The sequence below is a fragment of the Trinickia sp. genome, assembly GCF_051953405.1.
Classification (GTDB): Bacteria; Pseudomonadota; Gammaproteobacteria; order Burkholderiales; family Burkholderiaceae; genus Trinickia.
In genome coordinates, this window is record NZ_JBQCIV010000130.1 from 1 (window position 1) to 25,706 (window position 25,706).

Sequence of the window (25,706 nt, forward strand, 5' to 3'; positions counted from 1 at the left end):
GGCTTGTCCGTCCTTGCGGGCAAGCTCGGCCGCTTGTTCGGCCACGTACTTCGCACGCACGGCGTCTTTGATCGACGCCAGCGGCGGCGTCGCCGCCGGCTTGTAGTCGGTCACGTGCGCCGCGATCAGCGTGCTGCTGCCGACGTCGATCGCCTGCGTGTTGTTGTGGTTCTTGACCGAATCGTCGCCGAACACGGCCGCCAGGAATTTCGGGTTGTTGAGCGGGCTCGTCGGGGGCAGCGCGGCGTTCGGCTTCGGCGTGACGGTTGCCGTTTGGATCGTCAACTTGTACTTGTCGGCCGCCGGTTTCAGGCTCTTCGCCTGTTCGTAGACGGTGGAGGTGAAGCCGTCGGAGTCGTCGCTAAACGCCTTCGTCGCGAGTTGCGTTTTCAAGTCCTTGACGATCGCATCCTTGACCTCGTCGAACGGCTTGGTGGCAGCGGCTTTGACGTCCGTCGCCTTGATGATGTGATAGCCGAACGACGAATGCACGAGCGCGCTTACGTCGCCCTTGTTCAGCGCAATCGCCGCCGCATCGAACGTCTTCTCGCCCGTCAACACGCCGTTCGTCGACCAGCCCAGATCGCCGCCCTTGGCCGCCGAACCGGGATCTTGCGATTCCTTCTGCGCAATCTCAGCGAATTGGTCAGGATGCGCCTTGACGTCGGCCAGCACCGCTTCGGCTTTCGCTTTAGCCTTCGCATCGTCCGCCGGGCTGGCCGACTTCGGCGACGCGATCAGAATCTGGCTCACGCGCACTTCGCGCGGCGTCGTGTAGTGCGCGATGTTCTCGTCGTAGTACTTCTTCGCATCGGCATCGCTCGGCGTGGCGAGCGCGGCCAGCGTGGCCGGCGACAACACCAAGTAGTCGATCGTGGCCGTGGCGGGTGTGGCGAAATCCGCGCTGTGCGCCGTGTAGTAGGCCGCGAGTTGTGCGTCGGTCGGCTGAACCTTCGACGCGTAATCGCTCGCATGCAAGACGAGCCCTTGCACCGTGCGCTGCGCCTCGGCCAGTTGCGCGATGCGTTCGGCCAGCGACTTCGGCGTGAAGGCCGTCGCCTCGATGCTTTGCGGAATCTGCTCCATCGCCAACCCGTAGCGCACGCGCTCTTGGTATTGGTCGGGCGTCATGCCCTGCATCGCGAGCAGTTGCGTATAGCGTTCGATATCGATCGAACCGTCGGGCTTACGCAGCGAGGCGATCACCGGATCGGCCAGCAACGCGCGGCGCACGGCGTCGTCCGATGCGGTCAGATATTCGCGCTGGGTTTCGTCGGCCAGCGCGCGCTGTTGGATCAGGTTATCGAGCAAGTCTTGGCGGCGCGCCGGGGTGTCGAGCACCTTGGCATCGAATTGCGCGCCGAGATACTGACGCGCCTGGTCGAGCTGCTGGCGCATGGCGCTATCGAATTCGGCCCGGGTAATTTTGTGCCCGTTGACGCTCGCGACGTTCGCACTTTCATCGAAAAAGCCGCGGAAGCCTTGAATACCAAGAACGCCCAGCCCCGGCACGATGACCAGGACGAGCATAAGCATCATCAAGCGCTGATGGTTGCGAAAGAAATCGAGCATGCGTGACCGGTTACGTTGGACAAAAACGTCCAATAGTACAACAGGTGCGGCGGGACTCGGCAATTTGAACCGCATGCGGGCGTTAGCGGAGCCCGTTGACCGAAATCAACCCCGGCCGCGCCGTGGCTCGCTATCGTCGAACCGTGGGGCTGGGCGGCAGGTGCGCCGTGCCCCGTTCGAAGGAGCATTCCATGAACGAGACACCGTGGCTCACTTATATGCCGTCGCACGCGACGAGCGCGACTCGGCCCGCCGTGGGCGAGGCGCCGGCCGTCATCGATCTGCCCGCGCCCGATCTGCGCTCGGGCGTGCCGCTCATGACGGCGCTGTCGTTTCGCACCAGCACGCGCGAGTTTTCGCCGCGCGCACTGTCGCTCGCGACGCTCGGCGAGCTGCTGTGGGCCGCCGACGGGATCAATCGGCCGCTGTCGGGCGGGCGTACCGCGCCTTCCCCCCATGCGCTGCAAGAGATCGATATCTACGTGGCGTTGCCGCTAGGCGTCTATCGTTACGACTCGCCTAAGCACCAATTGGTGCTCAAGCACGCCGTCGATGCGCGCGGCATGACCGGTTATCAGGATTTCGTCGGCGCGGCGCCGCTCGATCTCGTCTACGTCGTGCGTGGCTCGCGGGTGCTGGACATGCCGGCCGCGCAGCAGGCGATGTTCTCGGCGGTCACGGCCGGCTCCATCGCGCAGAACGTGTCGCTCTATTGCGCGTCGGCGGGACTGGCCACCGTCGTACGGGGCTGGATCAATCATCGATTGCTGGGCGATGCGCTGAGGCTGAACGAGGACGAAACGCCGATCCTCGCGCAGACGGTAGGCTTGCCAGCCGACGCCGACGGTACGCACAATAAGTGACCGGCGGCCCGCGCCGCCGCGCGGGGCCGGAACGCTCCCCGCCCTAACCGATCCGGCACGCCGTGGGGCGTCGCCGTGGTGCCGCGAACGGCTCGCCGCGCTCCTCGGCCGGAGGCGACCATGCTTTACCAATGGCTGGAAACGCAGCGCACGCTCATGCGTTCGCTGGATGTGTGGGCGACGCTCGCCGCCGCCCCATGGGGCGGCTTGCCCGCCGCGGCGGATCACCGCGCCGGCGCACCGTACGACGGCGACGCCCGCTTGGCGAGCGTCGCGCTGCCGGGCTGCGATTGGCTTTACCGGCTCCTGCAAACCACATCCGAACCGCCGCCGTTCGACATCGAATCGGTGCGCATCGCGGGACATGCCGTGCCGGTGAGCGAAACGGTGGTCGATCGAGCGCCTTTTTGCGCCTTGCGAGCATTCGTCCGGGTGTTCGACGGCTCTGCGGCCAAACCCGATGGTCGCGCCGAGGGGAGCAAAACAGCTGCCGACGATGAAATCGATCGAGCCCCCGCTGCTTCAGCCAGCCCTAAAGGGCACAACCTGGCACCGGCCTGCGTGCTGCTCGTCACGCCGCTCGCCGGGCATCATGCCGTCATGCTGCGGGAGACCGTCGAAACGCTGCTCCAAGACGCCGATGTCTACGTCACCGATTGGGCGAACGCGCGCGACGTGCCGCTCGGCGAAGGGCGTTTCGGGCTGAACGACTACGTGCTCACGGTCGAGCGCTTCTTGCGCTCGCTGGCCGGGCGCGGCGTGCACGTGCTCGCCGTCTGCCAAGGCGCGCCGCCCGCGCTTGCGGCGTCGGCGCTGGCCGCGGCGTCCGACGTCAGACTCGCGCCGCTCAGCGTCACGTTGATGGGCGGGCCCGTCGACACGCGCTTGCATCCGACGATGATCGACCGCCTGGCCGCCACCCACGATATCGAATGGTTTCGCCGTACCGTCATCGACACCGTGCCGGCCCGTTACCCCGGCGCGGGCCGGCGTATCTACCCGGGCTATGTCCAGCATGCGGCGATCGTGGCGGCGCATCCGCATCGTCAAGTCGCACTCGAATCGCGGTATTGGGCCAGCCGGATGTCGGGCAACGCTCAAGCCGTTGCCGCGAGCCTGCGCTCGATGAACGAATACTCGGCCGTGCTCGACATGGACGAGGACTACTTCCTCGATACGCTGCGCGTCGTTTTTCAGGAGCAGCGTCTCGCGCGAGGCAACTGGTCGATCGGAACGCGCCGCGTGATTCCGGAGACACTGACGGCCACGGCGTTATGTACGGTCGAAGGCGACCGCGACGATATCACCGGCGCGGGGCAGACGCATGCGGCGCACGCGCTTTGCCGCGCCGTGCCCGATGCGATGCGGATGCAGATGACCGTCGACGACTGCGATCACTACGATCTCTTCACGGGGCCGCGCTGGCACGAACTCGTGCACCCCGCGCTGCAGCGATTTTGGCGCGCAAGCACACGAACGCCCGACACCGCGCCATGCGACGTCAAGCTTCGAAAACGTACGCTCCCGGCGCGTCCGGCAGGTCCGCCTCGAGCGCCCTAGCCTTCACCTGCCCGCTCGAGTTCCGCTCGAGCCACGCGCGCCAACACGGCCACCAAGACCCTTCGATCGGCGCGTTTTCCGCAACGAAGGCATCGGGGCTGCGGTAAGGGGCGTCGACCTCGCGCGTTGCCACCCGATAGTGGCGTCCCGCGTGGCCCGGCTCCGAGACGATGCCGGCATTGTGCCCGCCCGCCGTCAGCAGGAACGTCAAGGCCTGGTGCGCGAACAAGTGCAGCTTGTAGACGGAACGCCATGGCGAGACGTGATCGCGTTCGGTACCGACGACGAATAACGGCGCTTCCATATCGACCAGCGCCACCGGCTGGCCGCGCACGCAATAGCGTCCTTCGGCCAGATCGTTGTGCAAGAACAATCGCGTCAGATACTCGCTGTGCATCCGATACGGCATCCGCGTCGTATCGTCGTTCCACGACATGAGGTCGCTCGGCTTCGACCTGCGTCCAAGCAGATATTCGCTCATCATGCGCGACCAAATCAGATCGCGGGCGTTGAGCAGTTGAAACGCGGCGGCCATTTGCGCACCGTCGAGATAGCCTTGCTCCCACATCAGCGCATCGAGCGCCGCCAGTTCGCTCGCATCGATGAAATTGCCGAGTTCGCCGGGCTCGCTGAAATCGGTTTGCGCCGCGAGCATCGTGACCGACGCGAACGGATCCGCGCGCGGCCCCTCGGCGTTATCGCGCGAGCGCTTCGCTTCGCGCGCCAGCATGGCCGCCGCGATCGACAGCAGCGTGCCGCCGAGGCAATACCCGACCGCATGCACACGCTCGCCGCCCGCCCGCTCGCGCGCCTGTTCGAGCGCAGCAAGCAGGCCCTGCTCCAAGTAATCGTCGAGTCCCAAATCGCGCGACGCGCTGCCCGGGTTGCGCCACGAGAGCATGAACACCGTATAACCCGCATCGACCAGATATCGGACGAGCGAATCGTGCGGCGTCAAATCGAGGATGTAGTACTTCATGATCCAAGCCGGCACGACGAATACAGGCTCGCGCGCGACTTGGGCCGTTGCCGGCGCGTATTGCAGCAGCTCGCACAACGGACCGCGCCAGACCACCTTTCCCGGCGTCGCGGCGATGTCGCGGCCCGGCAGGAACGCCGGATGCGGTTTGCCCCTCAGGCCATGCGAGCGCGCGATCCATTGCGTGTAATCCTCGAACCAATGGCGCGCGCCGAACGCGAAATTAGCGCCACCCGAACTCAGTGCGCTGGCCAGCACGACAGGGTTCGTCGCGACGAAATTGCTCGGGGCGAGCGCGTCGAGCCATTGGCGCGCAAAGAACTGCACAAGGCGTTCGTGATGCGTCTCGACGCCGCGCACGCCGGACGTCGCTTGCCCCCACCAAGCTTCGCTCCGTTGGAACGCATCGCGGTAGGCGCTGAAAGGCCATGCGTGCCAGGCTGGATCGGCGAAGCGCGGATCGGGAGGGGCGTCGCCTGCGGCGCGCGATGACGCGCCCTGGCCCGGCACCCAGCCGGGCAAGCTATCCAGCCAATCTCGCACCGCGTGCGAGGCGAGCGCCACGGACTTACCGGGCGAGATCGCCATGTGCATGGCCCAGTCCGACCAGGCTAGCAGCGCCGAGGCCGGCGATAGCCCGCTCGTCATGGCGGCGATCAGCGCATGCGCGGCGCGATCGAGCGCATCGGCGGGCGTGGTGGCGGGTGGGCGGCAGGCGAGCGTCGGCGCTTCGGCGACGGCTTGCGTTTCTGAATCCCGGTGCGCGGTCATTGCATGTGCATCCCGCCGTTGACGGCTAAATCCGCGCCGGTAATGAACGCCGCATCGTCGGAACACAAGAACGCCACGAGCGCGGCGACTTCGTCGGGCCGCCCCAGACGCCCCACAGGGATCTGCGGCAAGACCTTCTTTTCCATCACTTCCTGCGGCACCGACGCCAGCATCGCCGTATCGAGATAGCCCGGGGACACCGTATTGACGGTGACGCCATGACGCGCGCTTTCGAGCGCGAGCGTACGCGTGAATCCATGTATGCCCGCCTTGGCCGACGCGTAGTTCGCCTGCCCATAGGCACCGCGCGAGCCGTTCACCGAACCGATGTTGACGATGCGCCCGAAACGCCGCTCGAGCATCCCCGCGAAAAATTGCTTCGTGACGTTGAACAGCGCGTCGAGGTCGGTATGCATGACTTCGTCCCATTCGCGCTTGGTCATCTTCAGGAAACTCGCGTCGCGCACGATGCCCGCGTTGTTGACGAGCACATCGACCGGCCCCAGTTCCGAGTGGACCCGCTGTGCACAGCGCTCGCACGAATCGAACGCGGCGACGTCGAGCGCGTACGCATGAAAATGCCGCCCGGCCTGGGCCTCGTGCGTGAGCCAGGTCGACACGTGGTCGTTGCGTTCCGAATACGACATCGCGACGGTCATGCCGGCGTCGTGCAGGCGTCGGCTAATGGCGGCGCCGAGACCGCCCATCCCACCGGTGACGAATGCGACGCGTCGAGCTGAAGCGGACATGGCAGCTCCTTTCGAAGAATGACGATGGACGCTCGGGCCACGAGCCGACACCGGCGGCTCGAACGACGAACGCAGAAGATTCGAGCTTTACTCTAGAGGCGTCTCCTGTTGCCGGGCTTGATCGGCATCAACCGCAGCGCGAACCGAGCCGGCTACAGTCGCGGCAATATCGACTCGCTCGGGAGTGCGCACGATGTCCGGCCAAGATGCCGTCCTCGTCCTGAACGCCGGTTCGTCCAGCATCAAGTTCGGCTTGTTCGACTGCTCTCGCAGCGAGGTGCCGAGGCATGCGCTCGCGGCCGGCGAAATCTCCGGCATCGGAGCGGCCGATCCCGTTGATGCCATCGACGCAGCCGACAACGCCATGACGTTCGCGCTCGACGGGTCGCCAGCGCGCACGATCGCCGCCTCCCCTGGCCTCGACCCTTATCGCGCGGCGCTCGAACCCATCGTGCAATGGCTGCGCGACGCCTGGCCCGATGCGCGCCTGGCCGCCGTCGCCCATCGTGTCGTACACGGCGGACATCGCTATGCCGCGCCCGTGATCGTCGACGAAGCGATCCTCCGGGATTTGCGCACCCTGATCCCGCTCGCGCCGCTGCATCAGCCGCACAACATCGATGCAATCGATGCGCTGCGCGCCGCGTATCCCGGCGTGCCGCAGGTAGCCGTCTTCGATACGGCATTTCATCGCGGCTTGCCGCGCACCGAGCAACTGCTACCGCTGCCGCACGCATGGTTCGACGAAGGCGTGCGTCGCTACGGCTTTCACGGTTTGTCGTACGAGTACCTCACGATCGCACTGGCCGACACGTTCGGCGAGGCGGCGCGCGGGCGCGTGGTCGCCGCGCATTTGGGAAGCGGCGCGAGTTTGTGCGCGTTACGCGGGTTGTCGAGCGTGGCGACGACGATGGGCTTTTCAGCGCTCGACGGCTTGATGATGAGTACGCGTTGCGGTTCGATCGATCCGGGCGTCGTCCTCCATCTGATCGAGGTGCGCGGCCTCACGCACGACGCGCTCGGCGCGCTGCTCTATCGCCAAGCCGGCCTGCAAGGCGTCTCAGGGCGCTCGGGCGATCCGCGCGTTCTGCTTGCGCACGAGCACGAGGACGACCGCGCACGCGACGCGCTCGCCCTTTACGTTCATCGGATCGTGCGGGAGACGGGGGCGCTCGTGGCCGTTCTCGGCGGCCTCGATATGCTCGTGTTCACTGCAGGTATCGGCGAACACTGTGCACCGATTCGCGCACGTGTGTGCGAGCGGCTGCAATGGCTCGGCATCGAACTCGACGAGGACGCCAATCGCGCGAACGCCCATGTCGTTTCGCGCGCCACGAGCCGCGTGAAGGTGATCGTCGAACCGACGAACGAGGCGTGGATCGCCGCCCGCGCGGCGTGGTCGCTCGTCGGTTCGAACGCAAGGCCCGCTTGACATGGATCAGCACGGCCGCGCTCGTTGCCGCCGATCATAAAGGCCTGAGTTCCTCTGAGTCCCTAACAAACGGCGAGGCATCGACATGTATCGACGCATTCTTGCACCGATCGACGGCAGTGAAACGTCCGCGAGGGCATTCGACGCGGCATTGCGTCTCGCGCGCGAATCGGGCGCGCAATTGGTTCCGCTTTATGTCGTCGACGTACCGCTCGTGGGTGCCGACGCGCCCGGCTACGATCCGAGCATCGTCCGCGACGCCTTGTATGAAGAGGGCTCGCACGTGAACGCGCAGGCCGTCGCGAAGATGGAACGCGAGGGCGTAACCGGCACGCCGCGCGTCGTCGAAACGAGCCCGCTCGGCGACGACATCGCCCACTGCATCTTGCGCGTCGCCAACGAATGGCCCGCCGATGTCGTCGTCATGGGGACGCATGGGCGGCGCGGCTTTCGTCGGTTGATACTCGGCAGCGTGGCCGAACGCTTCGTGCGGATCGCGGCGTGCCCGGTGCTGTTGATTCCGGCCGGAGATACCACACGGCAAGCGCCGGCCAGTTGATACGATCAAAGCTTATCGGCCGGCTCGGCATCGGGGTTGTACCGCACGAGCAGCACGGGCACCTGCGCCGTGCGCAGCAAGGCCTCGGCCACGCTGCCGAGCAGCGCACGGCGGACCCCATGCCGGCCTTGCGTGCCCATCGCGATCAAGTCCGCCTCGCACTCGTCGGCCGTGCGCGAGAGCACTTCGGCGATCCGATCGCCATAGGCATCGACGGCACGCGCCACGCCGGCCACCCCATGCTCGCGGAATAGCTCGCGCGCCTCGTCGAGCGCCGCGGTGGCCGCATCGACCAAGGCCGCGTCGGCGCCCCGCTCCGGCATATACACGGCACCGACGTCGACGAGTTGCGGGGCATGTTCGACGACGAACACGGCGACGATCTCCGCACCGGACGCCTTCGCGATCTTGAGCGCTTCATCGAGCGCGAGACGCGCGCCGCGGCTTCCATCCACGGCGGCAAGAATTCTTTTATACATACCTATCCTCCTGGGCTCGGTGCCCGACACTCGATGCGAATGGCATTGAGTTTGCGGTCGGGGCGCCTGGCGCTTGTTGACGGCGATCAACGACGGCTGCGGCCGCCTCGTTTCAATTTCGCCACGCGTTGATGTAGGACAATCCTTACAAAGCTTCATCAACGCTTACCGCAGTTTCATACGCCGCCGATTTCTTTATAGCTTCCGGCCTTCGATACTGCCAATTACCAAATTGACTTCTCGCGCCATCGTGGCTGCGCGCGACTCCTTTAAGGAGGTCGTATGTTCAACGAAACCCCCTTCGTCGATGCAAGCGCAACGGCATCGGTCATCCCCGCCTCCTCATGCACGAATGGCAAGCCGTATCAAAGCCGGCAGGCGCAGCAATGTGCCACCTGCTCGATGCGTTCGGCCTGCATGCCGCAAACGCTGAACGCCCAGGAACTCACCCGTTTCGACTCGATCGTGAGCGCGACGCGCCTCATCAAGCGCGGCGATTCCCTTTATCGCGCGAACGATCCATTCCAGAGCATTTATGCGATTCGAGCCGGCTCGCTCAAGACGGTCGTCATGCATCGCGACGGACGCGAACAGGTTACGGGCTTCCATCTGGCCGGCGAAGTGCTCGGTCTCGACGGCGTGTGCACCGAACGTCATAGCAGCGACGCTATCGCGATCGAAGACAGCAGCGTCTGCATCATCCCCTACGCGCTGCTCGAATCGATGTGCGGCGAGTCGAAGCAGCTTCAGCAGCAAGTTCTGCGCATGATGAGCGGCGAGATCGTCCGCGAATCGTCGCTCATGATGCTGCTCGGCACGATGAGCGCGGAGCAGCGCGTGGCCGCCTTCTTGCTAAACTTGTCGGGTCGCATGAAAGCGCGCGGGTATTCCCCTGCCGAATTCAATTTGCGCATGACACGCGAGGAAATGGGCAACTACCTCGGCATGAAACTCGAGACGGTCAGCCGCATGTTTTCGAAATTCCAGCGCGACGGCTTGGTTCAGACGCACGGCAAGCAGATTCGCATCGTCAACCTCGACGCGCTGGGGCGGGTATGATCGCCGCGCGCCCGATGACCGCCCGCCCCGCGGCTCGCGTCAAGCGTTCGCGTCCAGTACTGCCGCGCCCGCTAGCCGCCCTTCCCGCAGATCGGCCAGCGCACGGTTTGCTTGCGCAAGCGGGTAGACCGTGGTCGCGATATCGAGCGCGAACGTATCGGCGAGTTGCATGAATGCGTGGCCATCGTCTCGCGTGAGATTCGCCACCGAGACGATGCGGCGTTCGCCCCATAGGATGTCGTAGGAAAACGAGGGGATGTCGCTCATGTGGATGCCGCCGCAGACGACCACCCCGCCCTTCACGAGCGCCCGTAACGCGGCCGGCACCAGCGCGCCGACCGGTGCGAAAATCAGCGCCGCATCGAGCGGCACCGGCGCTTGCACGTCGCTCCCGCCGGCCCACTGTGCGCCGAGCCTGCGTGCCAGCGCCTGCGCCGCGTCGTCCCCGGGGCGCGTAAACGCATAGACCTCCCTGCCCTGGTAGCGCGCCACCTGCGCGACGATATGCGCCGCCGCGCCGAACCCGTAGATGCCGAGCCGCTGGGCATCCCCGGCCATCGATAGCGTCCGGTACCCGATCAGTCCCGCGCACAAAAGCGGCGCCGCCTCGATATCCGAATAACGCGTGGGTAGACGAAAGCAATAGCGGCTATCGGCCACCGTTCGCTGGGCGTAGCCGCCGTCGATCGTATAGCCTGTGAAGTTCGGTGCATCGCATAGGTTTTCCTTCCCTCGCGCGCAAAACGCGCACTGCCCGCACGTGTGCCCGAGCCAAGGCACGCCGACGCGCTCCCCTAGCGCGAAATCGGTCACGCCGGCGCCCAGCCCGCTCACGATACCGACCACTTCGTGCCCCGGCACGAGCGGAATCTTCGGCTGCGTCAGCTCGCCGTCGACGACATGCAGGTCGGTGCGGCACACGCCGCAGGCATGGACGTCGATCAGCAACTGCCCCGGCCCCGGACGCGGATCGGGCAGCTCGCACAGTCGCAGTAGAGGGCTATGCCCATCGAAAACCATCGCTTTCATTTCGGGGCCTCCTTCACGCGGCGCGAGACCTCGCCGATAGGATGCATTCGCGCCCGCTATCAGGGGGGCTTGGCGATGGATCCGCCCGGCTAGACGCTACGCATCGTAGAAACGAAAGTATCCGCTGTGCAACAGCACGGGCTTCTTGCCGATCTCGGTCAAAAGCTCGCGCGCCGCGCGTTCGATCTCGCGGCGATGCCGCTCGAACGCCCTCAGCATATCGTCCTCGCGCAGCGATACCGCGCCGAAGTGATCCTCGAGCGCTTCGGCGGTGATCGCGCATTGCACCCGCTCGCCGTCGACGAGCGCGGGAAACGCGAGCACGAGATCTCGGCCGCAGTATTCGGCCGGCTCTTGCGGAAAGCTGATCTGCATGACTGCCACCTCGAAGAACGCGGCCCGGTAAGCGGCCGCCGTCGCATCCAGCATAGTCGATGCCGCGGCCGGAACGGCTTGACCTGGGTCAACGCCGGCCCAACGCCCTGCGCCTACACTCGTCTCCAGGATAGACGAGCAACGCTTGGGGGCGGGAGGGTCCAATGAAAGCGCCATTACGCCGGGCTGCGTCGGGCCTAGCCGCGCTGACGGCATGCGCCGTGCTGGCCGGCGGTGCCCTCGCGCAGCCGCCCGAACCCACCGCACTCATCGATCAGCAGCATTGCATGTTTTGCCATACGGTCGATCAACCGTTTCTCGCGCCGTCGTTCCGCGACATCGCGGCGCGCTACCGCGACAACCCGCAAGCCCAAGCGATGCTCGAAGCGAAGCTCGTACACGGCGGCAAGGCGCACTGGGGCGACATGGCAATGCCACCGCCCGTCGAGCGCGGCGGGCCGCTGTCGGAGGAAGACGCGCACACGCTAGTGCGGTGGGTGCTCAGCCAGTGAGGCAGTATCGCGCCGGCGCAGTAGACCCCGCTCGCCCCGATTCGACCGAACATCAGCGACAGTGCAAGACGAGGACACCACCATGCGTATCACGATCCATCTCAGCACGTTCAACGAAAGGCATCCTTGTGCCTACGCGATCGTTTGGGTCGACCGGGACGCCCAGCGATGGTCGCGCGAAAGCCATTTCGGACTCGAGCTGCCGACGTGGGGCATCGTGCACTCGGGGCCGGGTGCGACGCTGCTGTGCGACCCGCACGACGGCTCGCCGCTATGCGAACTCGATGGCTTCGCGCTGGACGGCGAAGGCGGTCCGTTCGAAGGGGAAGCCGGCAGCGCGCGATTGTGCAGCGACAAGGCACGCGGCCATTGGCACGTGCAATGCATCGATGAAGAACTCGCGCTGCCGGAACACAGCCTGTTCGCCGAAGACGAAGGACTGTGAAAGGACTACTGCGCCGCCACGGTCCGTTGGCGCTGTTCGCCGAGCCCGGCGATGCCGAGCCGCATCGTCTGCCCCGCCTTCAAATAGACGGGTGCCGGCTTGATGCCGAGTCCGACGCCGGGCGGCGTGCCCGTGGAGATGATGTCGCCGGGCTGTAGGCTCATGCAGCGGCTCAGATAAGCCACGACTTCGGCCACGCTGAAGATCATCGTCCGCGTGTTGCCGTTTTGATACCGATGGCCGTCCACTTCGAGCCACAGATCGAGCTGCTGCGGATCGGCCACTTCATCGCGCGTCACGAGCCACGGCCCGATCGGCCCGAACGTGTCGAAGCCCTTGCCCTTGTCCCACTGGCCGCCGCGTTCGATTTGCCATTCGCGTTCCGAGACGTCGTTGACGACGCAATAGCCCGCGACATATTCGAGTGCACGGGCCGCATCGACGTTCTTGCAAGCCTTGCCGATCACCACGCCCAGCTCGACTTCCCAATCCGTCTTGGTCGACCCGCGCGGAATCTCGACGTCGTCGTTCGGTCCGACGATCGCGCTGGTCCACTTGTTGAAGACCACGGGCTCACTGGGCACCGGCAAATTCGATTCGGCCGCGTGATCGGCGTAGTTCAAACCGATGCAAACCATCTTGCCCACGCGCCCCACGCACGCGCCGATGCGCACGTCCGCGGGCACGCGCGGCAGCGACGCGGGATCCACGCCGCGCAGCCGCGCCAGGCCCGCATCGCCGAGCACGTCGCCCGCGATGTCGTCGACGACCGACGACAGATCTCGGATCGCGCCGTCGGCGTCGACGAGGCCTGGCTTTTCCTGGCCCTTGGGGCCGAATCGAAGAAGTTTCATTAGCGTTTGCTCAGTTTTAAAAAAATGCCAAAGCGGCGCGAGGCGGATCCGACGCTCAGTTCGACCACCCGCCGTCGATCAAATGAATCTGCCCGGTCGTGAACCCGGCCTCGTCCGACGCGAGATACGCAGCCAGCGCCGCAATCTCCTCGGGCCGGCCGATGCGGCCCATCGGCTGACGCGCGACGAACGCGGCCTCGACTTCCGCCACCGACTTGCCCTGCGCTTGTGCTTGTTCGGCGATACGCGCAGAGAGCGAGGGCGAGGCCACGGTACCCGGACAAATCGCGTTGCAGCGAATGCCCCGGGTGACGAAATCGGCCGCCACGGACTTCGTGAGACCGATCACCGCCGCCTTGGTCGTGCCATAAACGAAGCGGTTCGGTACGCCTTTGACGCTCGAGGCCGCCGACGCCAGATTGACGATCGAGCCGCGCCCGCGTTCGAGCATGCCAGGCAGAAACGTCCGTATTGTGCGATACATCGACTTGACGTTCACGTCGAACGAAAAATCCCAATCGGCCTCGTCGCACTCCAGCACCGTGCCCGCGTGGACGAAGCCCGCGCAATTGATAAGGATATCGACCGCGCCGATCGTCTCGGCTAGCGCAGCCACCGCGGCACCGTCGCGCACGTCGAGCCGGTGCACGTCGAACGGGGTCTCGGCGAGCAAATCGAGCCGGATGTCGGTGGCGATCACGCGTGCGCCCTCGCTGGCCAAACGCTCGGCGCAGGCCCGGCCGATACCTTGGGCGGCAGCCGTGACGAGCGCCGTTTTACCGGCCAAACGCGCGGCCGGCGGCTCGGGGAAGTTCGTGGCAATGGCGGTCATCGTTTGCAGGACTCCGTAAGAAATGGACAAGACATCGATGCTCAAAGGCCGTAGCAGGCCCGCGCGGTGTCGCCGAAGAGCGCGGCGCGCTCGCTGCTCTCCAAGCGTTCGGCGAACCGCGCCGCGCTGGCGTGCCAGGCCAAGTAGCCGCCGTTCATGTCGACGACGGGCCAATCGCTGCCCCACATCGTGCGCGAGGCGCCGAACAGCTCGAGCAGATGCGCGAGGTAAGGCTCGAGCATGGAATCGGTACAGGGCACGGCGGCTTCCGTCACGAGCCCCGATATTTTGCAAAAGACGTTCGGCAACGCGGCCAGTTCCGCCACGCGGGCGGCCCACGGCAGCCAGCCGGCGGCGCCGTCCGCGATCGGCGGTTTCGCGCCGTGATCGAGCACGATGCGCAAGCGCGGGTGGCGCCGCGCGAACGGTACGAGATACGGCAGATGACGCGTCAAGACAAGTGCATCGAAGACAAGACCGGAATCGATCAACGCTTCGATCGCAGGATCGAGCTCGGGGCGTGCGATCCAGTCGTCGTCGGGCAAGTCCTGCAACATCGGCCGTACGCCTTTGAACTTCGGCTCGCGCGCGAATTGCGCAATCAACGCGGGCGCATCGGGATCGTCGAGCGGCACCCAGCCCACCACACCCGCAATCGCCGGATCGTTGCGCGCCAGATCGAGCAGGAAGCGCGTTTCGTCGAGGGTCGGTGCCGCCTGGACGATCATGCTGCGCGACACCCCGGCGGCATGCGCAAGCGGACGCAAGTCGTGCGGCAGGAAATCGCGATAGAGCGGCGCCAGCGCCGGCGTCAGCCAGCCGTAGTCGCCGCGCGAGAGTTGCCAGAAGTGCTGATGTGCGTCGATTGTGTCCATCGTGGGGCGTCTTGGGCAGTTGTGCGTCGTGAATATCGGTCAGGCTGCGGGTATGGGTGCGCGCGCGTCCAATAGGCCTTCGCGCCGCAACGTCTCCCACAGTGTGCGGGGGATCGGCGCCAAAAACGAGGCGACGTTCTGTGCAAGCTCGTCCACACTGCTCGCGCCGGTCAACACGCTCGCCACGGCGGGATGCGCATAGGGAAAGCGCAACGCGGCGCTCGGCAACGGCACGCCATGCGCATCGCACACGGCTTCGATCCGTTCGACGCGCTCGACAATCTCTGCGGGCGCCTCGCCGTAGTTGAACTTCAGTGCGCTCGATGCCGCACCGGGCGCCTCTCGCAAATGGCGGACCCCGCGCGCGAGAATGCCGGAGTTGAAGGCCCCGCCGATGAGCAGCGAGACACCGCGCCGCTCGCATTCGGGCAGCAGCAGATCGAGCGTGCGCTGCTCGAGCAACGTATAGCGACCGGCCAACAGGGCGCAGTCGATGTCGAACTCGCGCATCGCATCGAGCACCACGGCTTCCTCGTTCACGCCTAGCCCCACGGCTCGCACCGCACCCGACGCCCGCAACGCGTCGAGCGCCTTGAAACCGCCCTCGCTCAGTTGGCGCCAGTAATGCGCGTGACGCTCGCCATGCGTGAACGTGCCGATGTCGTGTACGAGCAGGATATCGATGCGGGCAACGCCGAGCCGCTGCAGGCTATCGTCGAACGAACGCATGATCCCATCGTACGTGTAGTCGTAGACCGGGGCGAACGGCAGCGGATGCGCCCACCCGTCGCGCGGGGCGCGCGCTCGTTCGCCGCGCTCGGGCCGCATGAGGCGGCCCGCCTTGGTCGACAGGACGTACGCGTCTCGCTCGCGTTCGCGCAGCGCCGCGCCGATATAGTGCTCGCTCTTCGTATAGCCGTAGTACGGCGCCGTATCGAACAGCCGGATGCCCGCTTCCCATGCACGGTCGACCGTGGCGCGGGCCTCGCGTTCGCCGACGTCGCGATACAAGCCGCCTAGCCCCGCACCGCCGAGCCCAAGCGCCGTGACTTCCAACGCCGTACGCCCCACGCGGCGACGCGAAGCGATGTCGATCCGTGTGCCGGCACTCATGCGCCCGCCCGCGTCGCCGTTGCCGTCGCCGGCACGATCGGCAGACAGCCGGGGCCGATCGGATCGAAGGCCTTGTACGTCAAGATGAACTCCTGGTGACCGAGCATTTCCGACTTGGACGGCACGCCCCGTCCGACCGCGACCGTGAGATCGAAGATTTCGCGGCCGACCTCGTCGAGCATTGCCCGCCCTTCCAAGATTCGTCCGGCGTCGACGTCCATATCGCCCGACAGATTACGGTATGTTGCCGGGTTCGCGCAGATTTTGATCACCGGCGAGACGGCCGATCCGACTACCGACCCGCGCCCGGTCGTAAACAAAATCACATGGCAACCGCAGGCGATCAGCTCGCCGATTTCGGCGTTGTCGCTGATGTTCGGGAAACCGAAGCGCGGTTCGCCGTCGGGCACGACGTCCAGCAGATAAAGCCCGCCCGTCGGCGGGATGTCGCCCGGTTTGACGATGCCGACGATCGGCGAGGCACCGCTTTTCGCGTAGGCGCCGAGCGATTTCTCTTCCTGCGTCGTCAATCCCCCGTCGGCGTTGCCGACGGCGAAACTGCCATGCCCCATGATCGTGTAATAGCGCGCCGCTTTCTCGACGCAGGCGACGATCGCGGCACCGAGTTCCGGCCGCGCCGCGCGCGAACGCATGTGGTGCTCGCAGCCCACGAGTTCGCCCGTCTCCTCGAATACGCACGCCGCGCCCTGCTCGATCATTGCATCGAAGGCGCGTCCCACCGCGGGATTCGCCGTGATGCCGCTCGTACTGTCGGACCCGCCGCAGACCGTGCCGACGATCAGTTCGTCGAGCCGCATCGGCACGGGCCGCATTAGCGCGAGGGCGGCCCGCGTGCGAGCGACCCACTCGACACCGCGCGCAATCGTGCTGCGCGTGCCGCCCCGCTCTTGAATCGTCAGGACTTCGACCGGCCGCCCGCTCTCGCGCACGACCTCGGCCAGATGATGCTTGTTCATACTCTCGCAGCCCAGCGAGACGAACAGCACCGCGCCGACATTCGGATGCGTCGCAATTCGGGCCAGCATCTTTTGCGCATAGGCGTTCGGATAGCAGCCGGGAAAGCCGATCAAATGCACTTCGGGCGGGGCGTCGTGCGCGTTGATCGCATCGAAGGCGTCGGCGTCCGCAGCGAACCCACCGCTGTCGTCCGGCACCAAGCGCGCCGCGAACTGCGACACGATCGCGCTGGCGACGTGATGCGCGCACTCGACCAGGTAGGCCACGGCGACGACGTTGCGAATGCCCTTGCGCCCGTCGCGACGCGGATAGCCGAGAAGCGGCGCGGAATCGGAGTGGATCTCGTTCATGAACGTTTCGGCGATAAAGTCAGGAATCGTCGCGCTCGACGTAGGCATGGCCCGCATCGAGCGTGTACGTGGGCAGATAGTCGCTTTCCAGGTTGTGCGTGTGCAGATGCTCGCCCTTGGCCACGTCGCACGTGACATGGCCAATCGGCGCGCCGTAGCGCAGGATCTTCTCGCCAGCCGCTAACGCATGCCGCGCGAGCTTGTGTCCGAGTTCGACGGTCGCGCTCAGCACCACACGCTCGTCTTCGACCATGAGGGCGGTGCCGGCGGGCAGCGTCGTCGTGGCGATGACGCAGTTGTCGTCGGGAGAAAGCAGCAGCAATCGCGAATCGAGCGTCATCTCTCGTCACTCCTGGCTGCCGGCCACGCGCGCGATCATCAGCGAGCCGAGAATGATGGCGCCGTAAATCGCTTGAATCCAGAACGAGGGTACCTGCGCGAGCGTCAGGAGGTTCTGCACGACGCCGAGCAGCAGCACGCCCGTGAGCGCGCCGAGCATCGTCCCCTTGCCGCCGTCCAGCGAGATCCCGCCGATCACGGCCGCCGCGAACACCGTGAAGATCATCCCGTTGCCTTGATTGGCATTGATGGCGCCGACGTAGCCCGTCACCACGAGCCCGCCGATCGAGGCGAGCGCGCTGCCGAGCACGAACACGCCCCACACGACGCGCTCGACCCGGATCCCCGCGGCACGGGCCGCTTGCGCGTTGCCGCCGATCGCATAGAGCGCGCGGCCGAGGCGGTGGTAGCGCAGCATGAACGCGGCGATGGCAAAAGCCGCCGCGGCGAGCCAAACCGACAACGGCAGCCCAAGCACGGTGACGGTGGCGAGCGCGAAGAACGACGGCGGCATGTCGAACAGCGTGCCGCCCTTCGTCGCGCCGACGAGCATGCCGCGTAACACGATCAGCGTCGCCAGCGTCACGATGAACGCATTCAAACGCAGCCGCACCACCAGCAGACCGTTGACCCAGCCGATCAGCGCGCCCACCGCGACGATTGCGGCAAGCCCGGCCAACGGCGGCCACTGCCAGCCGAAGCCGGCCGAGGCGGCCGGCATCACGAGCATCGCCCCGAGTGCAGGGGCGAAGCCCACGGTCGATTCGAGCGATAGATCGAACTTGCCGACGATGACGATCAGCGATTCGGCCAGCACGACGAGCGCAAGCGCAGCCGACGCGCCGAGCACGCTGACGAGATTGGCGCGCGTCAGAAAACTGGGGCTGACCCACGCGCCGACGGCGATGAGCAGCGCCAGCGCGGGCAGGAGCGCCAAATCGCGCCAACGCGCCAAATCGAGACGCGCGCCGCGCACGCGGCCGCCGCCGGCAAAGCCGAAGCCGGCCGCATTCGCCTGCGGCCCGGGGTTGGACAAACTAGGCTTCATTGAGATCGACTCCTTCGATCGATGCGATCAATTCGTGGTCAAGCCATCCGGCCGCGAACTCGCGGACGATGCGGCCTCGGAACATGACGAGCACGCGGTCGCAACCGCGTAAATCGTCGAGTTCGCCGCTCGCGACAACGACGGCACGCCCTTGCTCGCGTGCGCGTTCCGCCATGGCGAGCAGCGCTTCTTTCGATTTGACGTCGACGCCGGCGGTCGGATCGATGAGCACGAGCACCCGCGGATCGGTGGCGAGCGCCCGCGCCATGACGACCTTTTGCTGATTGCCGCCCGATAGCCCCGATACGGGCGCAAGCGGCCCCTGCGCCACGATGCCGAGCGACGCGATCGCCTCGCGCGCGAGCCGGGCCTTGGCCGACGGACGCACGAAGCCGAACCGAGCGAGCTTGCGCACAAGCGTCATGGTGGCGTTCTCGGCGATCGACTGCGTGAGCACGAGCCCTTCGCGATGACGATCCTTCGGCACGCACCCCACACCCGCATCGAGCGCCGCGGGCACGTCGCCATAAGGCAGCGTCACGGTCGCTTCGCCGTCGTTGCCGTGCACGCGCACAGCGCCGGCGCGCGGACGCCGCAACCCGGCGATCGCTTCGGCCACACTGGTGCGCCCGCTGCTCGTCGCACCGGTCAAGCCGACCACCTCGCCGCGACGCACGCTGAACGAGACTTCGTCGAAGTCTTCTCCGCCAAGGGCCGCGACCTCCAACGCGAGCGGCGCGTGGGCAAGCGGCGCGCGACGCGTCGCATCGGCGCATGCCACGCCGCCCGCCTCGCCCGTCATCGCTTCGATCAGCGCCTCGCGCGGCAACTGTTCGACACGCGCGGTCAAAATTCGGCGCGCATCGCGCAGCACCGTGACCGCTTGGCAAATCTCGTAGACCTCTTGCAGATGATGCGAGATGAACAAGAACGTGACGCCTTCGCGCTGCAGCTCTTCGATCCGGCGAAAAAGCCGCTTGATCTCATCGCCGTCCAGTTGGGCGGTGGGTTCGTCGAGAATGATGAAGCGTGCGCCGTGCGAAAGTGCGCGGGCGATTTCGACGAGTTGTCGCGCCTCCACGCCCAAATCGCCGCAGCGCGCGTCTTCGCGGACATCGATATGCCAGTGATCGAGCAACATCCGCGCTTCGCGCCGCATCGCACGCCAATCGACGAGACCTCGACGCCCAGGCTGCCGATTCACAAACAGGTTCTCGGCCACGCTGAGTTCGGGAATCACCGTGGAATGCTGATAGACGCAGGCCACGCGCTCGCGCCAGGCATCGCGATCGTCGATCGGCGGCGCTGGTTCGCCGCCGAAGCGAATCTCGCCCTGGTCCGGCTTGCGCAGGCCCGTCAGCAGCGAGACAAGGGTCGACTTGCCCGCCCCGTTGCGGCCCACGAGCGCATGCGATTCGCCCGGCATCACGCGCAAGCAGACTTCGGCAAGCGCCGTGGTCGACCCAAAGCGCTTGGTCGCGCCGAATGCCTCGACCACGGGCGCGCTCGCGAGCGCAGCGGCTTGACTAAATAAAGGAACGGCACCCATATCGGCTCGCGTCAATCGGTGGTTCGGTGGCGAGCCGTGCGCGCACGGCTCGTTCGCTCGACCGCTCGCGCGATCACTTCAGGGTATTGCCCCAAAGATTCTTGTCGTCGACGTTTGCCTTGGTCACGAGCGGCGCCGGCAATTGATCCTCGAGCACGCCGGGCGCGAGCTGAATGATCGTGCTGTCGTGGTCGGTCGGACCGGGCTTGAAGGTCTTGCCTGCCAGCGTTTCCTTCATATACCAAAGGCCGTACTTGGCATAGCTGTCCGCGGGCTGCGAGACGGTCGCATCGATCTCGCCCTTGCGAATGGCGTCGAACTCTTGCGGAATGCCGTCGTTGCTGACGATGACGATATGTTTCGGATCGCCCGCGGGGAACAACAAGTGCTTGCGGCGCAGGGTTTGAAGCGTCGGCGACAGATAGACGCCGCCGGCTTGCATATAGATGCCCTTCACGTCCGGGTTCGCCGTCAACAGGCTATCGAGCGCCGATGCCGCGACATCGCCTTTCCATGCAGCCGGAATCTCAAGCACTTGCAGCTTCGGATAATGGCTCTTCACGCAGGAGCGGAACGCCTCCGAGCGATCGCGGCCATTGACCGAGGCGAGATCGCCCATGATTTGCACGACCTTGCCGGCGCTCACGTGATCGCCGATGTATTTGCAGGCTTTTTCGCCGTAAGCGCGATTGTCCGCCCGCACGACCATGGCGACCTTGCCTTGCGTGGGCGCGACGTCGACGGCGACGACCGGCACGTGTTTGGCCGATGCCGCATCGAGCGCGCGGCTGATGGCCGCGGAATCGAGCGGCCCCGTCACGATGCCTTTGACGCCTTGATTGAGCAGGTTATTGATGTCGGTGATCTGCTGAGCCGGATCGCCGTTCGAGTTCACGGGCGCGAGCATGTCGAGACCGAGCTGCTTGGCGTATTGCGGCAGGTAGTTGTTGTAGGCCTGCCAGAACGGCGACGTGAGCAGCGGCAAATTGGCGCCGATCGCATCGCTCGCGGCGTGCGCGGCCGGTGCCAGCGCCCCGAGCATGCCGAGCGTCGCCGCGCAGGCGAAGGCCAGCCGCCGCAGCGCCCGCCGATGCGGCGCGGCGCGGCCGGCGTCACGTACGTCACGCACTGCACTGACTACACGAATTGCACGAACTGCCCACTGCCCGGCGTCAACCGGTTCGATGCTCGATGTCATAGTCGTCTCCTGGCCCAAATCCGTGTGTCGCCACCGGCCTGGGCTCCATGCTTCGCGGTGATGCGTCGGCAAGACGCAACGGGACGGGCCGTTTCTAGCCCGATCTTTCGGTCCGCTCTTCGGCGGCTTCGTTATGCTGCTGGGTGCGACAGCGGATGCGGCCTAGGTGCGTCGCGTCCGTTAGCGCTATGGGTGCGTCGGCCGATCGCTTCGCCGGCGCGAACATTCATGGATGAACTTATTATTCATATTCGGACGATCGCACGTCAAGCGCCGCGTTCGCCGTGTTTTCCCTTAGTCCCCATGCCATGAGGCAGCACCGCCAGTGAAAATCGCCAAATCCACCCGCCCGAGCGAGACCGCCGACGAGGCCGCGCTCGACGAAGCCGACCGCTACCGCGCCCCGGCGCTCGACAAGGGCCTCGACATCCTCGAATTGCTGTCCGAGCAGAAGGACGGGCTCACGCGGGCCGAAATCATGAAGGCGCTCGGACGCAACGCCAGCGAGATCTACCGGATGCTGGAGCGGCTCGTCGCGCGCCAATACGTCATGCGCTCGGCGGGCGGCGATCGCTACTCGCTGAGCCTGAAGCTGTTCGCGCTGGCCCATCGCCATCCGCCGATGAACCGGTTCATTACCGCGGCGATACCCGTTATGCAGGCCTTCGCCGACGAAGCCGAGCAATCGTGCCATCTGACTGTGTACGACCGCGGCAATCTGCTCGTCATTGCCCAGGTGGACGGACCGGGCACTTGGGGCTTGTCGATCCGGCTCGGCTCGCGCGTGGGTTTAGTGGACACGGCCTCGGGACAAGTCATGCTCGCCTTCCAAAGCGAGGCGGAGCGCGAGCGCATGTTGACCGAGCATACGAAGGTCAAAGGCGAAATCGCGCTCGGCGATGCGCTGCTCGCGTCGACCTACGGCGAAATCCGCGCGCAGGGGCACCTGCGCAAGGACAGCGCGCAGACGTTCGGCGTCACGGATGTGACGTTCCCCATCCTCGGACCGTCGGGCCATGCCATCGCCGCGCTCACCACGCCGTTCATGCGGCGCATCGACGAATACGTCGCGCCCTCCCTCGAACAGGTGACGACAATGCTCGAAGCAGCCGCGCGCAAGCTGTCCATGCACGAGCACGGCTAGCCGCCACCGTTCGCCGGTGGCGCGATACGCTGCGTCGCTCCGCCCGGCCGCGCGCACCAAACAAAGTGGGTTGCGGCCCTACAATGGCGGCGGTCGTCTGCCGTTAACACGGCCGGACAGAGGGGCAGACACCCCCGCCGAACGAGACGAGCACATTCCCACGGCATCGCCGGACCGCTTCGATGCCTACCGCCGAAAGCGCCACCCCATGAAACCAGCCACAGCGAATGCAGGACCCGCCCTCGACATCGATACGACGGGCGTCTCACCCCTCGACTTATTCGATCTCACGCCCACCTCGCTCTGGCTCGAAGACTACAGCCGCTTGCGCGCGCTGTTCGAGACGTGGCGCGAGCAAGGCGTGAACGATCTGCGCGCGTTTCTCACGGCCGACACGCGTCGCGTGGCGCAATGCTCGGCGTGCATCCGCGTGCTGAAGGTCAATCGCCGCACGCTCGAGCTGTACGGCGCGAGCGATTTCGACGAGCTATCGGCGCGCTTAAGCGACGTGCTGCGCGACGACATGCTCGAAGCGCACATCGGCGAATTGGAGCAAATGTGGTCGGGCAGCTCAAGCTTCGAAAGCCGAAGCGTGAACTACCGGCTCGATGGCCGGCGGCTCGACATCTTGCTCAAGGGCGTCATCCTGCCGGGGCATGAAGCGTCGTGGGACCGCGTGCTCGTCGCCATCGACGACATCACCGACCTCGAAGACGCGCGCCGGCGCGCGCAAGCCAGCCAGTCGTACGCACAAGGGTTGTTCGAACACGCCCCGGTCTCGCTGTGGATCGAAGACTTTCGCCGCATCAAGACGCTGATCGACGAAGTACGGGAGCAAGGGATCGTCGACTTCCGCACCTTCACGGACGTCCACCCGGAGTTTGTCGAGCGCTGCATGGAAGAAATCGTCGTGCTCGACGTCAATCGATATACGGTCGACTTGTTCAAAGCGCACGACAAGGCCGCGTTGCTCGGCCGGCTGCCGGAAGTTTTTCGCGACGACATGCGTGGACATTTCCGCGAACAATTGATCGATCTGTGGGAGGGCCGCCTGTTTCAGCAACGCGAAGTCCTGAACTACGCGCTCGACGGCAGCGAAGTCCACTTGCACCTGCAATTCTCGGTATTTCCCGGCCACGAGCGCGAGTGGGACCTCGTTCTGCTCGCGCTGACCGATATCACCGCGCGCAAGAAGGCAGAGGCCTACCTCGAATACCTCGGCAAGCACGACGTGCTGACCAAGCTGAAGAATCGTTCGTTCTATGTCGACGAATTGAACCGCCTCGAGCGCAAAGGGCCGTTCCCGATCAGCGCCATCATCGTCGACTTGAACGAACTGAAGACCGTCAACGATCAGCTAGGCCATGCCGCCGGCGACGCCCTGCTGCGGCGCGCGGGCGAAGTGCTTGCCAAAGCGATCCAGCGGCCGTATCAAGCTGCGCGGATCGGCGGCGACGAATTCGCCATCTTGCTGCCCGGGGCCAACGCGCGCGACACGGAAGTCGTCGCGGACGGCATTCGTCAGATTGTCGAACTCAACAACCAGTTCTACTCGGGACCGACGCTGAGTTTCTCGATGGGCTGGGCCACGTGCGATCGCGGCGAACGGCTCGAAGACATGCTGCGCGAAGCCGACGCGGCCATGTACGAGGACAAGCGCCGCCATCGCGCACCGGAAACCGCAGCCGAAGACTGACGCCCGCAACGCACCCGCATAAAAATCTTGACTATCTACCTACTAGTAGATAAAGTGCAGTTCATGGAAACGACGAAGACGATCCGCGAGCAAATCATCGATCATGCGATTACGCTGATGATGCTGCGCGGCTACAACGGATTCAGTTATCGGGATCTGTCGGAACTCGTCGGCGTGAAAACTTCGAGCATCCACTACTACTTTCCGTCGAAGGACGATTTGGTGCTCGAAGCTGTTCACGCCTACACGCAGGAAGTGCAAAGCGCCGTTCGAACGATCGATACCGCGTTGCCGGCCGAAGGCAAACTCGCCACGTTCGCCAAGATGTTCGGTCGTACGTTGGGCGATGGCGACCATATTTGCCTGTGCGGCATGCTCGCCGCGGATATCGAAACGTTGCCCGAGCCCGTGCGTTTGGCCGTGCAAGCGTTTTTCAAAGCCAACGAGGCCTGGCTGGCGCAGGTGTTCACCGAAGGCGCGCGCGACGGCACGCTGGTGAAGCGTGCCACGCCCGAACAAGCGGCGCGCGCGTTTTTCGCGGCGTTGCAAGGTGCCGGCTTGGCTAGCCGGCTCTTTAGAACCAAGAGCCGGCTGGAAGAAGTCGAGGCATCGTTCAAGTTGTCGAAGTGAAGCAGTCGTAGCGGGATGGGGCGTCGGCGACGCCCCATTTAATGGATCGTTTTATCTACCTTCTAATAGATAGAATGAACACCCGAAGCTAGCAGTCGTGTTCGTGTAGTGGGAAGTAACCGGCAGTTTCGTACGGATCGCCTATCTTCTACCGGGTAGGCCGAACCACCCTCACCTTTATTGTCGATACACCGATAGGAGCAACACCATGTCGATCGAAAAAGTGCTGTACCGTGCCCATGCTCGTGCCACCGGTGGCCGCGACGGCCGCGCCGTCGTGCCCGACAGCGGTCTCGACCTGCGCTTGACGACGCCGCGCGAGTTGGGCGGCGCAGGCGGCGAAGGCGCGAACCCCGAACAATTGTTCGCAGCCGGCTATAGCGCCTGCTTCATCGGCGCGATCAAGTTCGTGGCGGCTCGCGACAAGATGGCCTTGCCGCAAGACGTCTCCATCGACGGGAGCGTCGGCATCGGCGCCATTCCGAACGGGTTCGGCATCGAAGTGGAATTGAAGATCTCGCTGCCCGGGATGGATCGCGCAGCCGCGCAAGCGCTGATCGAAAAAGCGCACGTCGTCTGCCCGTATTCCAATGCCACGCGCAACAACATCGATGTCACGCTGACGCTCGCTTAAGACGTCGATACGCCGAATGGGCGATGCGTCCTTAACGCATCGCCCAACGGCTTCGAAAAGCGATCGAGTCGATTGACCCGAT

The 25,706-nt window shown here is 65.3% G+C and carries 26 protein-coding genes; 11 read left to right on the top strand and 15 right to left on the bottom strand.

Annotated features, from left to right (window positions below; genetic code table 11):
- On the bottom strand, window positions 1-1,572 hold a 1,572-nt coding region (locus ACTHN9_RS23325), incomplete at its 3' end, for a SurA N-terminal domain-containing protein (RefSeq protein ID WP_440539163.1).
- A gap of 191 nt (window positions 1,573-1,763) precedes the next feature.
- Here ACTHN9_RS23325 and ACTHN9_RS23330 point away from each other — a divergent pair.
- Both ACTHN9_RS23330 and phaZ read left to right on the top strand, forming a co-directional pair.
- Window positions 1,764-2,435, top strand: coding sequence for a nitroreductase family protein (locus ACTHN9_RS23330; protein ID WP_440539165.1), 672 nt, complete (start codon window positions 1,764-1,766; stop codon window positions 2,433-2,435).
- A gap of 120 nt (window positions 2,436-2,555) precedes the next feature.
- Window positions 2,556-3,995 carry a polyhydroxyalkanoate depolymerase gene (gene phaZ, locus ACTHN9_RS23335; protein WP_440539166.1) on the top strand — a complete coding sequence of 480 codons (1,440 nt, stop codon included), beginning with the start codon at window positions 2,556-2,558 and terminating at the stop codon, window positions 3,993-3,995.
- Here phaZ and ACTHN9_RS23340 read toward each other — a convergent pair.
- Together ACTHN9_RS23340 and ACTHN9_RS23345 are read right to left on the bottom strand one after the other, a co-directional pair.
- Window positions 3,937-5,745 (bottom strand): PHA/PHB synthase family protein, encoded by a 1,809-nt coding sequence (locus ACTHN9_RS23340; RefSeq protein WP_440539167.1) that lies wholly within the window; start codon window positions 5,743-5,745, stop codon window positions 3,937-3,939. The genes phaZ and ACTHN9_RS23340 overlap by 59 nt on opposite strands.
- Entirely contained in the window at window positions 5,742-6,494 is a 753-nt protein-coding gene (locus ACTHN9_RS23345; protein WP_440539168.1) for a beta-ketoacyl-ACP reductase, read from the bottom strand. The genes ACTHN9_RS23340 and ACTHN9_RS23345 overlap by 4 nt, the downstream gene beginning before the upstream one ends.
- Before the next feature lie 184 nt (window positions 6,495-6,678).
- Between ACTHN9_RS23345 and ACTHN9_RS23350 the strand changes: the two genes are divergently transcribed.
- Both ACTHN9_RS23350 and ACTHN9_RS23355 read left to right on the top strand, forming a co-directional pair.
- Window positions 6,679-7,926, top strand: a complete 1,248-nt coding sequence (locus ACTHN9_RS23350; protein ID WP_440539169.1) for an acetate/propionate family kinase — start codon at window positions 6,679-6,681, stop codon at window positions 7,924-7,926.
- Window positions 7,927-8,011: 85 nt separating this feature from the next.
- Complete coding sequence (locus tag ACTHN9_RS23355) at window positions 8,012-8,485, top strand: universal stress protein (protein WP_440539170.1); 474 nt, start codon at window positions 8,012-8,014, stop codon at window positions 8,483-8,485.
- A gap of 5 nt (window positions 8,486-8,490) precedes the next feature.
- On the opposite strand, the gene ACTHN9_RS23360 is transcribed toward ACTHN9_RS23355, so the two are convergent.
- The gene (locus ACTHN9_RS23360) at window positions 8,491-8,964 is read right to left on the bottom strand and encodes a universal stress protein (protein ID WP_440539171.1); all 474 of its coding nucleotides are present in this window, start codon (window positions 8,962-8,964) and stop codon (window positions 8,491-8,493) included.
- Window positions 8,965-9,246: 282 nt separating this feature from the next.
- Here ACTHN9_RS23360 and fnr point away from each other — a divergent pair, with 282 nt between their 5' ends.
- Window positions 9,247-10,023, top strand: a complete 777-nt coding sequence (fnr, locus tag ACTHN9_RS23365) for a fumarate/nitrate reduction transcriptional regulator Fnr (RefSeq protein WP_440539173.1) — start codon at window positions 9,247-9,249, stop codon at window positions 10,021-10,023.
- 39 nt (window positions 10,024-10,062) lie between these two features.
- Here the strand turns inward: fnr and ACTHN9_RS23370 are convergent, their stop codons facing one another.
- Together ACTHN9_RS23370 and ACTHN9_RS23375 are read right to left on the bottom strand one after the other, a co-directional pair.
- Window positions 10,063-11,052, bottom strand: coding sequence for a zinc-dependent alcohol dehydrogenase family protein (locus ACTHN9_RS23370; RefSeq protein WP_440539174.1), 990 nt, complete (start codon window positions 11,050-11,052; stop codon window positions 10,063-10,065).
- A gap of 96 nt (window positions 11,053-11,148) precedes the next feature.
- Complete coding sequence (locus tag ACTHN9_RS23375; RefSeq protein WP_440539251.1) at window positions 11,149-11,436, bottom strand: DUF1488 domain-containing protein; 288 nt, start codon at window positions 11,434-11,436, stop codon at window positions 11,149-11,151.
- 155 nt (window positions 11,437-11,591) lie between these two features.
- Between ACTHN9_RS23375 and ACTHN9_RS23380 the strand changes: the two genes are divergently transcribed.
- Together ACTHN9_RS23380 and ACTHN9_RS23385 are read left to right on the top strand one after the other, a co-directional pair.
- Window positions 11,592-11,939 (top strand): c-type cytochrome, encoded by a 348-nt coding sequence (locus ACTHN9_RS23380; RefSeq protein WP_440539176.1) that lies wholly within the window; start codon window positions 11,592-11,594, stop codon window positions 11,937-11,939.
- Between the two features lie 82 nt (window positions 11,940-12,021).
- Window positions 12,022-12,384 (top strand): DUF3564 family protein, encoded by a 363-nt coding sequence (locus ACTHN9_RS23385; protein ID WP_440539177.1) that lies wholly within the window; start codon window positions 12,022-12,024, stop codon window positions 12,382-12,384.
- Between the two features lie 5 nt (window positions 12,385-12,389).
- Here ACTHN9_RS23385 and ACTHN9_RS23390 read toward each other — a convergent pair whose 3' ends face one another.
- The 9 genes from ACTHN9_RS23390 to ACTHN9_RS23430 form a co-directional block, all read right to left on the bottom strand.
- Window positions 12,390-13,238 carry an ureidoglycolate lyase gene (locus ACTHN9_RS23390; RefSeq protein WP_440539178.1) on the bottom strand — a complete coding sequence of 283 codons (849 nt, stop codon included), beginning with the start codon at window positions 13,236-13,238 and terminating at the stop codon, window positions 12,390-12,392.
- Window positions 13,239-13,293: 55 nt separating this feature from the next.
- Window positions 13,294-14,070: an SDR family oxidoreductase gene (locus ACTHN9_RS23395; RefSeq protein WP_440539180.1), complete on the bottom strand. Its 777-nt coding sequence runs from the start codon at window positions 14,068-14,070 to the stop codon at window positions 13,294-13,296.
- 41 nt (window positions 14,071-14,111) lie between these two features.
- The gene (locus ACTHN9_RS23400; protein WP_440539182.1) at window positions 14,112-14,945 is read right to left on the bottom strand and encodes an amidohydrolase family protein; all 834 of its coding nucleotides are present in this window, start codon (window positions 14,943-14,945) and stop codon (window positions 14,112-14,114) included.
- 39 nt (window positions 14,946-14,984) lie between these two features.
- Entirely contained in the window at window positions 14,985-16,058 is a 1,074-nt protein-coding gene (locus ACTHN9_RS23405) for an aldo/keto reductase (protein WP_440539183.1), read from the bottom strand.
- Entirely contained in the window at window positions 16,055-17,386 is a 1,332-nt protein-coding gene (locus ACTHN9_RS23410; RefSeq protein ID WP_440539252.1) for a UxaA family hydrolase, read from the bottom strand. The genes ACTHN9_RS23405 and ACTHN9_RS23410 overlap by 4 nt, the downstream gene beginning before the upstream one ends.
- A gap of 19 nt (window positions 17,387-17,405) precedes the next feature.
- Window positions 17,406-17,726 carry a UxaA family hydrolase gene (locus ACTHN9_RS23415; protein WP_440539185.1) on the bottom strand — a complete coding sequence of 107 codons (321 nt, stop codon included), beginning with the start codon at window positions 17,724-17,726 and terminating at the stop codon, window positions 17,406-17,408.
- A gap of 6 nt (window positions 17,727-17,732) precedes the next feature.
- Window positions 17,733-18,773 carry an ABC transporter permease gene (locus ACTHN9_RS23420; RefSeq protein WP_440539186.1) on the bottom strand — a complete coding sequence of 347 codons (1,041 nt, stop codon included), beginning with the start codon at window positions 18,771-18,773 and terminating at the stop codon, window positions 17,733-17,735.
- Window positions 18,763-20,322 carry a sugar ABC transporter ATP-binding protein gene (locus ACTHN9_RS23425; RefSeq protein ID WP_440539188.1) on the bottom strand — a complete coding sequence of 520 codons (1,560 nt, stop codon included), beginning with the start codon at window positions 20,320-20,322 and terminating at the stop codon, window positions 18,763-18,765. Before ACTHN9_RS23425 ends, ACTHN9_RS23420 begins: the two co-directional genes overlap by 11 nt.
- A 73-nt stretch (window positions 20,323-20,395) precedes the next feature.
- Window positions 20,396-21,364 carry a sugar ABC transporter substrate-binding protein gene (locus ACTHN9_RS23430; protein ID WP_440539253.1) on the bottom strand — a complete coding sequence of 323 codons (969 nt, stop codon included), beginning with the start codon at window positions 21,362-21,364 and terminating at the stop codon, window positions 20,396-20,398.
- Between the two features lie 481 nt (window positions 21,365-21,845).
- On the opposite strand from ACTHN9_RS23430, the gene ACTHN9_RS23435 reads away from it, so the two are divergent.
- From ACTHN9_RS23435 to ACTHN9_RS23450, 4 genes are all read left to right on the top strand, one after another.
- Window positions 21,846-22,664 carry an IclR family transcriptional regulator gene (locus tag ACTHN9_RS23435; protein WP_440539189.1) on the top strand — a complete coding sequence of 273 codons (819 nt, stop codon included), beginning with the start codon at window positions 21,846-21,848 and terminating at the stop codon, window positions 22,662-22,664.
- Window positions 22,665-22,872: 208 nt separating this feature from the next.
- Entirely contained in the window at window positions 22,873-24,360 is a 1,488-nt protein-coding gene (locus ACTHN9_RS23440; RefSeq protein WP_440539190.1) for a diguanylate cyclase domain-containing protein, read from the top strand.
- A 63-nt stretch (window positions 24,361-24,423) separates the two neighbouring features.
- On the top strand, window positions 24,424-24,990 hold the full coding sequence (locus ACTHN9_RS23445; protein ID WP_440539191.1) for a TetR/AcrR family transcriptional regulator: 567 nt from the start codon (window positions 24,424-24,426) through the stop codon (window positions 24,988-24,990).
- A gap of 208 nt (window positions 24,991-25,198) precedes the next feature.
- Window positions 25,199-25,624: an organic hydroperoxide resistance protein gene (locus ACTHN9_RS23450; protein ID WP_440539192.1), complete on the top strand. Its 426-nt coding sequence runs from the start codon at window positions 25,199-25,201 to the stop codon at window positions 25,622-25,624.
- Window positions 25,625-25,706: the final 82 nt, after the last annotated feature.

Coding starts and splice junctions, on each gene's coding strand:
- ACTHN9_RS23330 (WP_440539165.1), top strand. CDS start 1,764: ATGAACGAGACACCGTGGCTCACTTATATGCCGTCGCACGCGACGAGC.
- phaZ (WP_440539166.1), top strand. CDS start 2,556: ATGCTTTACCAATGGCTGGAAACGCAGCGCACGCTCATGCGTTCGCTG.
- ACTHN9_RS23340 (WP_440539167.1), bottom strand. CDS start 5,745: ATGACCGCGCACCGGGATTCAGAAACGCAAGCCGTCGCCGAAGCGCCG.
- ACTHN9_RS23345 (WP_440539168.1), bottom strand. CDS start 6,494: ATGTCCGCTTCAGCTCGACGCGTCGCATTCGTCACCGGTGGGATGGGC.
- ACTHN9_RS23355 (WP_440539170.1), top strand. CDS start 8,012: ATGTATCGACGCATTCTTGCACCGATCGACGGCAGTGAAACGTCCGCG.
- ACTHN9_RS23360 (WP_440539171.1), bottom strand. CDS start 8,964: ATGTATAAAAGAATTCTTGCCGCCGTGGATGGAAGCCGCGGCGCGCGT.
- fnr (WP_440539173.1), top strand. CDS start 9,247: ATGTTCAACGAAACCCCCTTCGTCGATGCAAGCGCAACGGCATCGGTC.
- ACTHN9_RS23370 (WP_440539174.1), bottom strand. CDS start 11,052: ATGAAAGCGATGGTTTTCGATGGGCATAGCCCTCTACTGCGACTGTGC.
- ACTHN9_RS23380 (WP_440539176.1), top strand. CDS start 11,592: ATGAAAGCGCCATTACGCCGGGCTGCGTCGGGCCTAGCCGCGCTGACG.
- ACTHN9_RS23385 (WP_440539177.1), top strand. CDS start 12,022: ATGCGTATCACGATCCATCTCAGCACGTTCAACGAAAGGCATCCTTGT.
- ACTHN9_RS23390 (WP_440539178.1), bottom strand. CDS start 13,238: ATGAAACTTCTTCGATTCGGCCCCAAGGGCCAGGAAAAGCCAGGCCTC.
- ACTHN9_RS23395 (WP_440539180.1), bottom strand. CDS start 14,070: ATGACCGCCATTGCCACGAACTTCCCCGAGCCGCCGGCCGCGCGTTTG.
- ACTHN9_RS23400 (WP_440539182.1), bottom strand. CDS start 14,945: ATGGACACAATCGACGCACATCAGCACTTCTGGCAACTCTCGCGCGGC.
- ACTHN9_RS23405 (WP_440539183.1), bottom strand. CDS start 16,058: ATGAGTGCCGGCACACGGATCGACATCGCTTCGCGTCGCCGCGTGGGG.
- ACTHN9_RS23410 (WP_440539252.1), bottom strand. CDS start 17,386: ATGAACGAGATCCACTCCGATTCCGCGCCGCTTCTCGGCTATCCGCGT.
- ACTHN9_RS23415 (WP_440539185.1), bottom strand. CDS start 17,726: ATGACGCTCGATTCGCGATTGCTGCTGCTTTCTCCCGACGACAACTGC.
- ACTHN9_RS23420 (WP_440539186.1), bottom strand. CDS start 18,773: ATGAAGCCTAGTTTGTCCAACCCCGGGCCGCAGGCGAATGCGGCCGGC.
- ACTHN9_RS23425 (WP_440539188.1), bottom strand. CDS start 20,322: ATGGGTGCCGTTCCTTTATTTAGTCAAGCCGCTGCGCTCGCGAGCGCG.
- ACTHN9_RS23430 (WP_440539253.1), bottom strand. CDS start 21,364: ATGCTCGGGGCGCTGGCACCGGCCGCGCACGCCGCGAGCGATGCGATC.
- ACTHN9_RS23440 (WP_440539190.1), top strand. CDS start 22,873: ATGAAACCAGCCACAGCGAATGCAGGACCCGCCCTCGACATCGATACG.
- ACTHN9_RS23445 (WP_440539191.1), top strand. CDS start 24,424: ATGGAAACGACGAAGACGATCCGCGAGCAAATCATCGATCATGCGATT.
- ACTHN9_RS23450 (WP_440539192.1), top strand. CDS start 25,199: ATGTCGATCGAAAAAGTGCTGTACCGTGCCCATGCTCGTGCCACCGGT.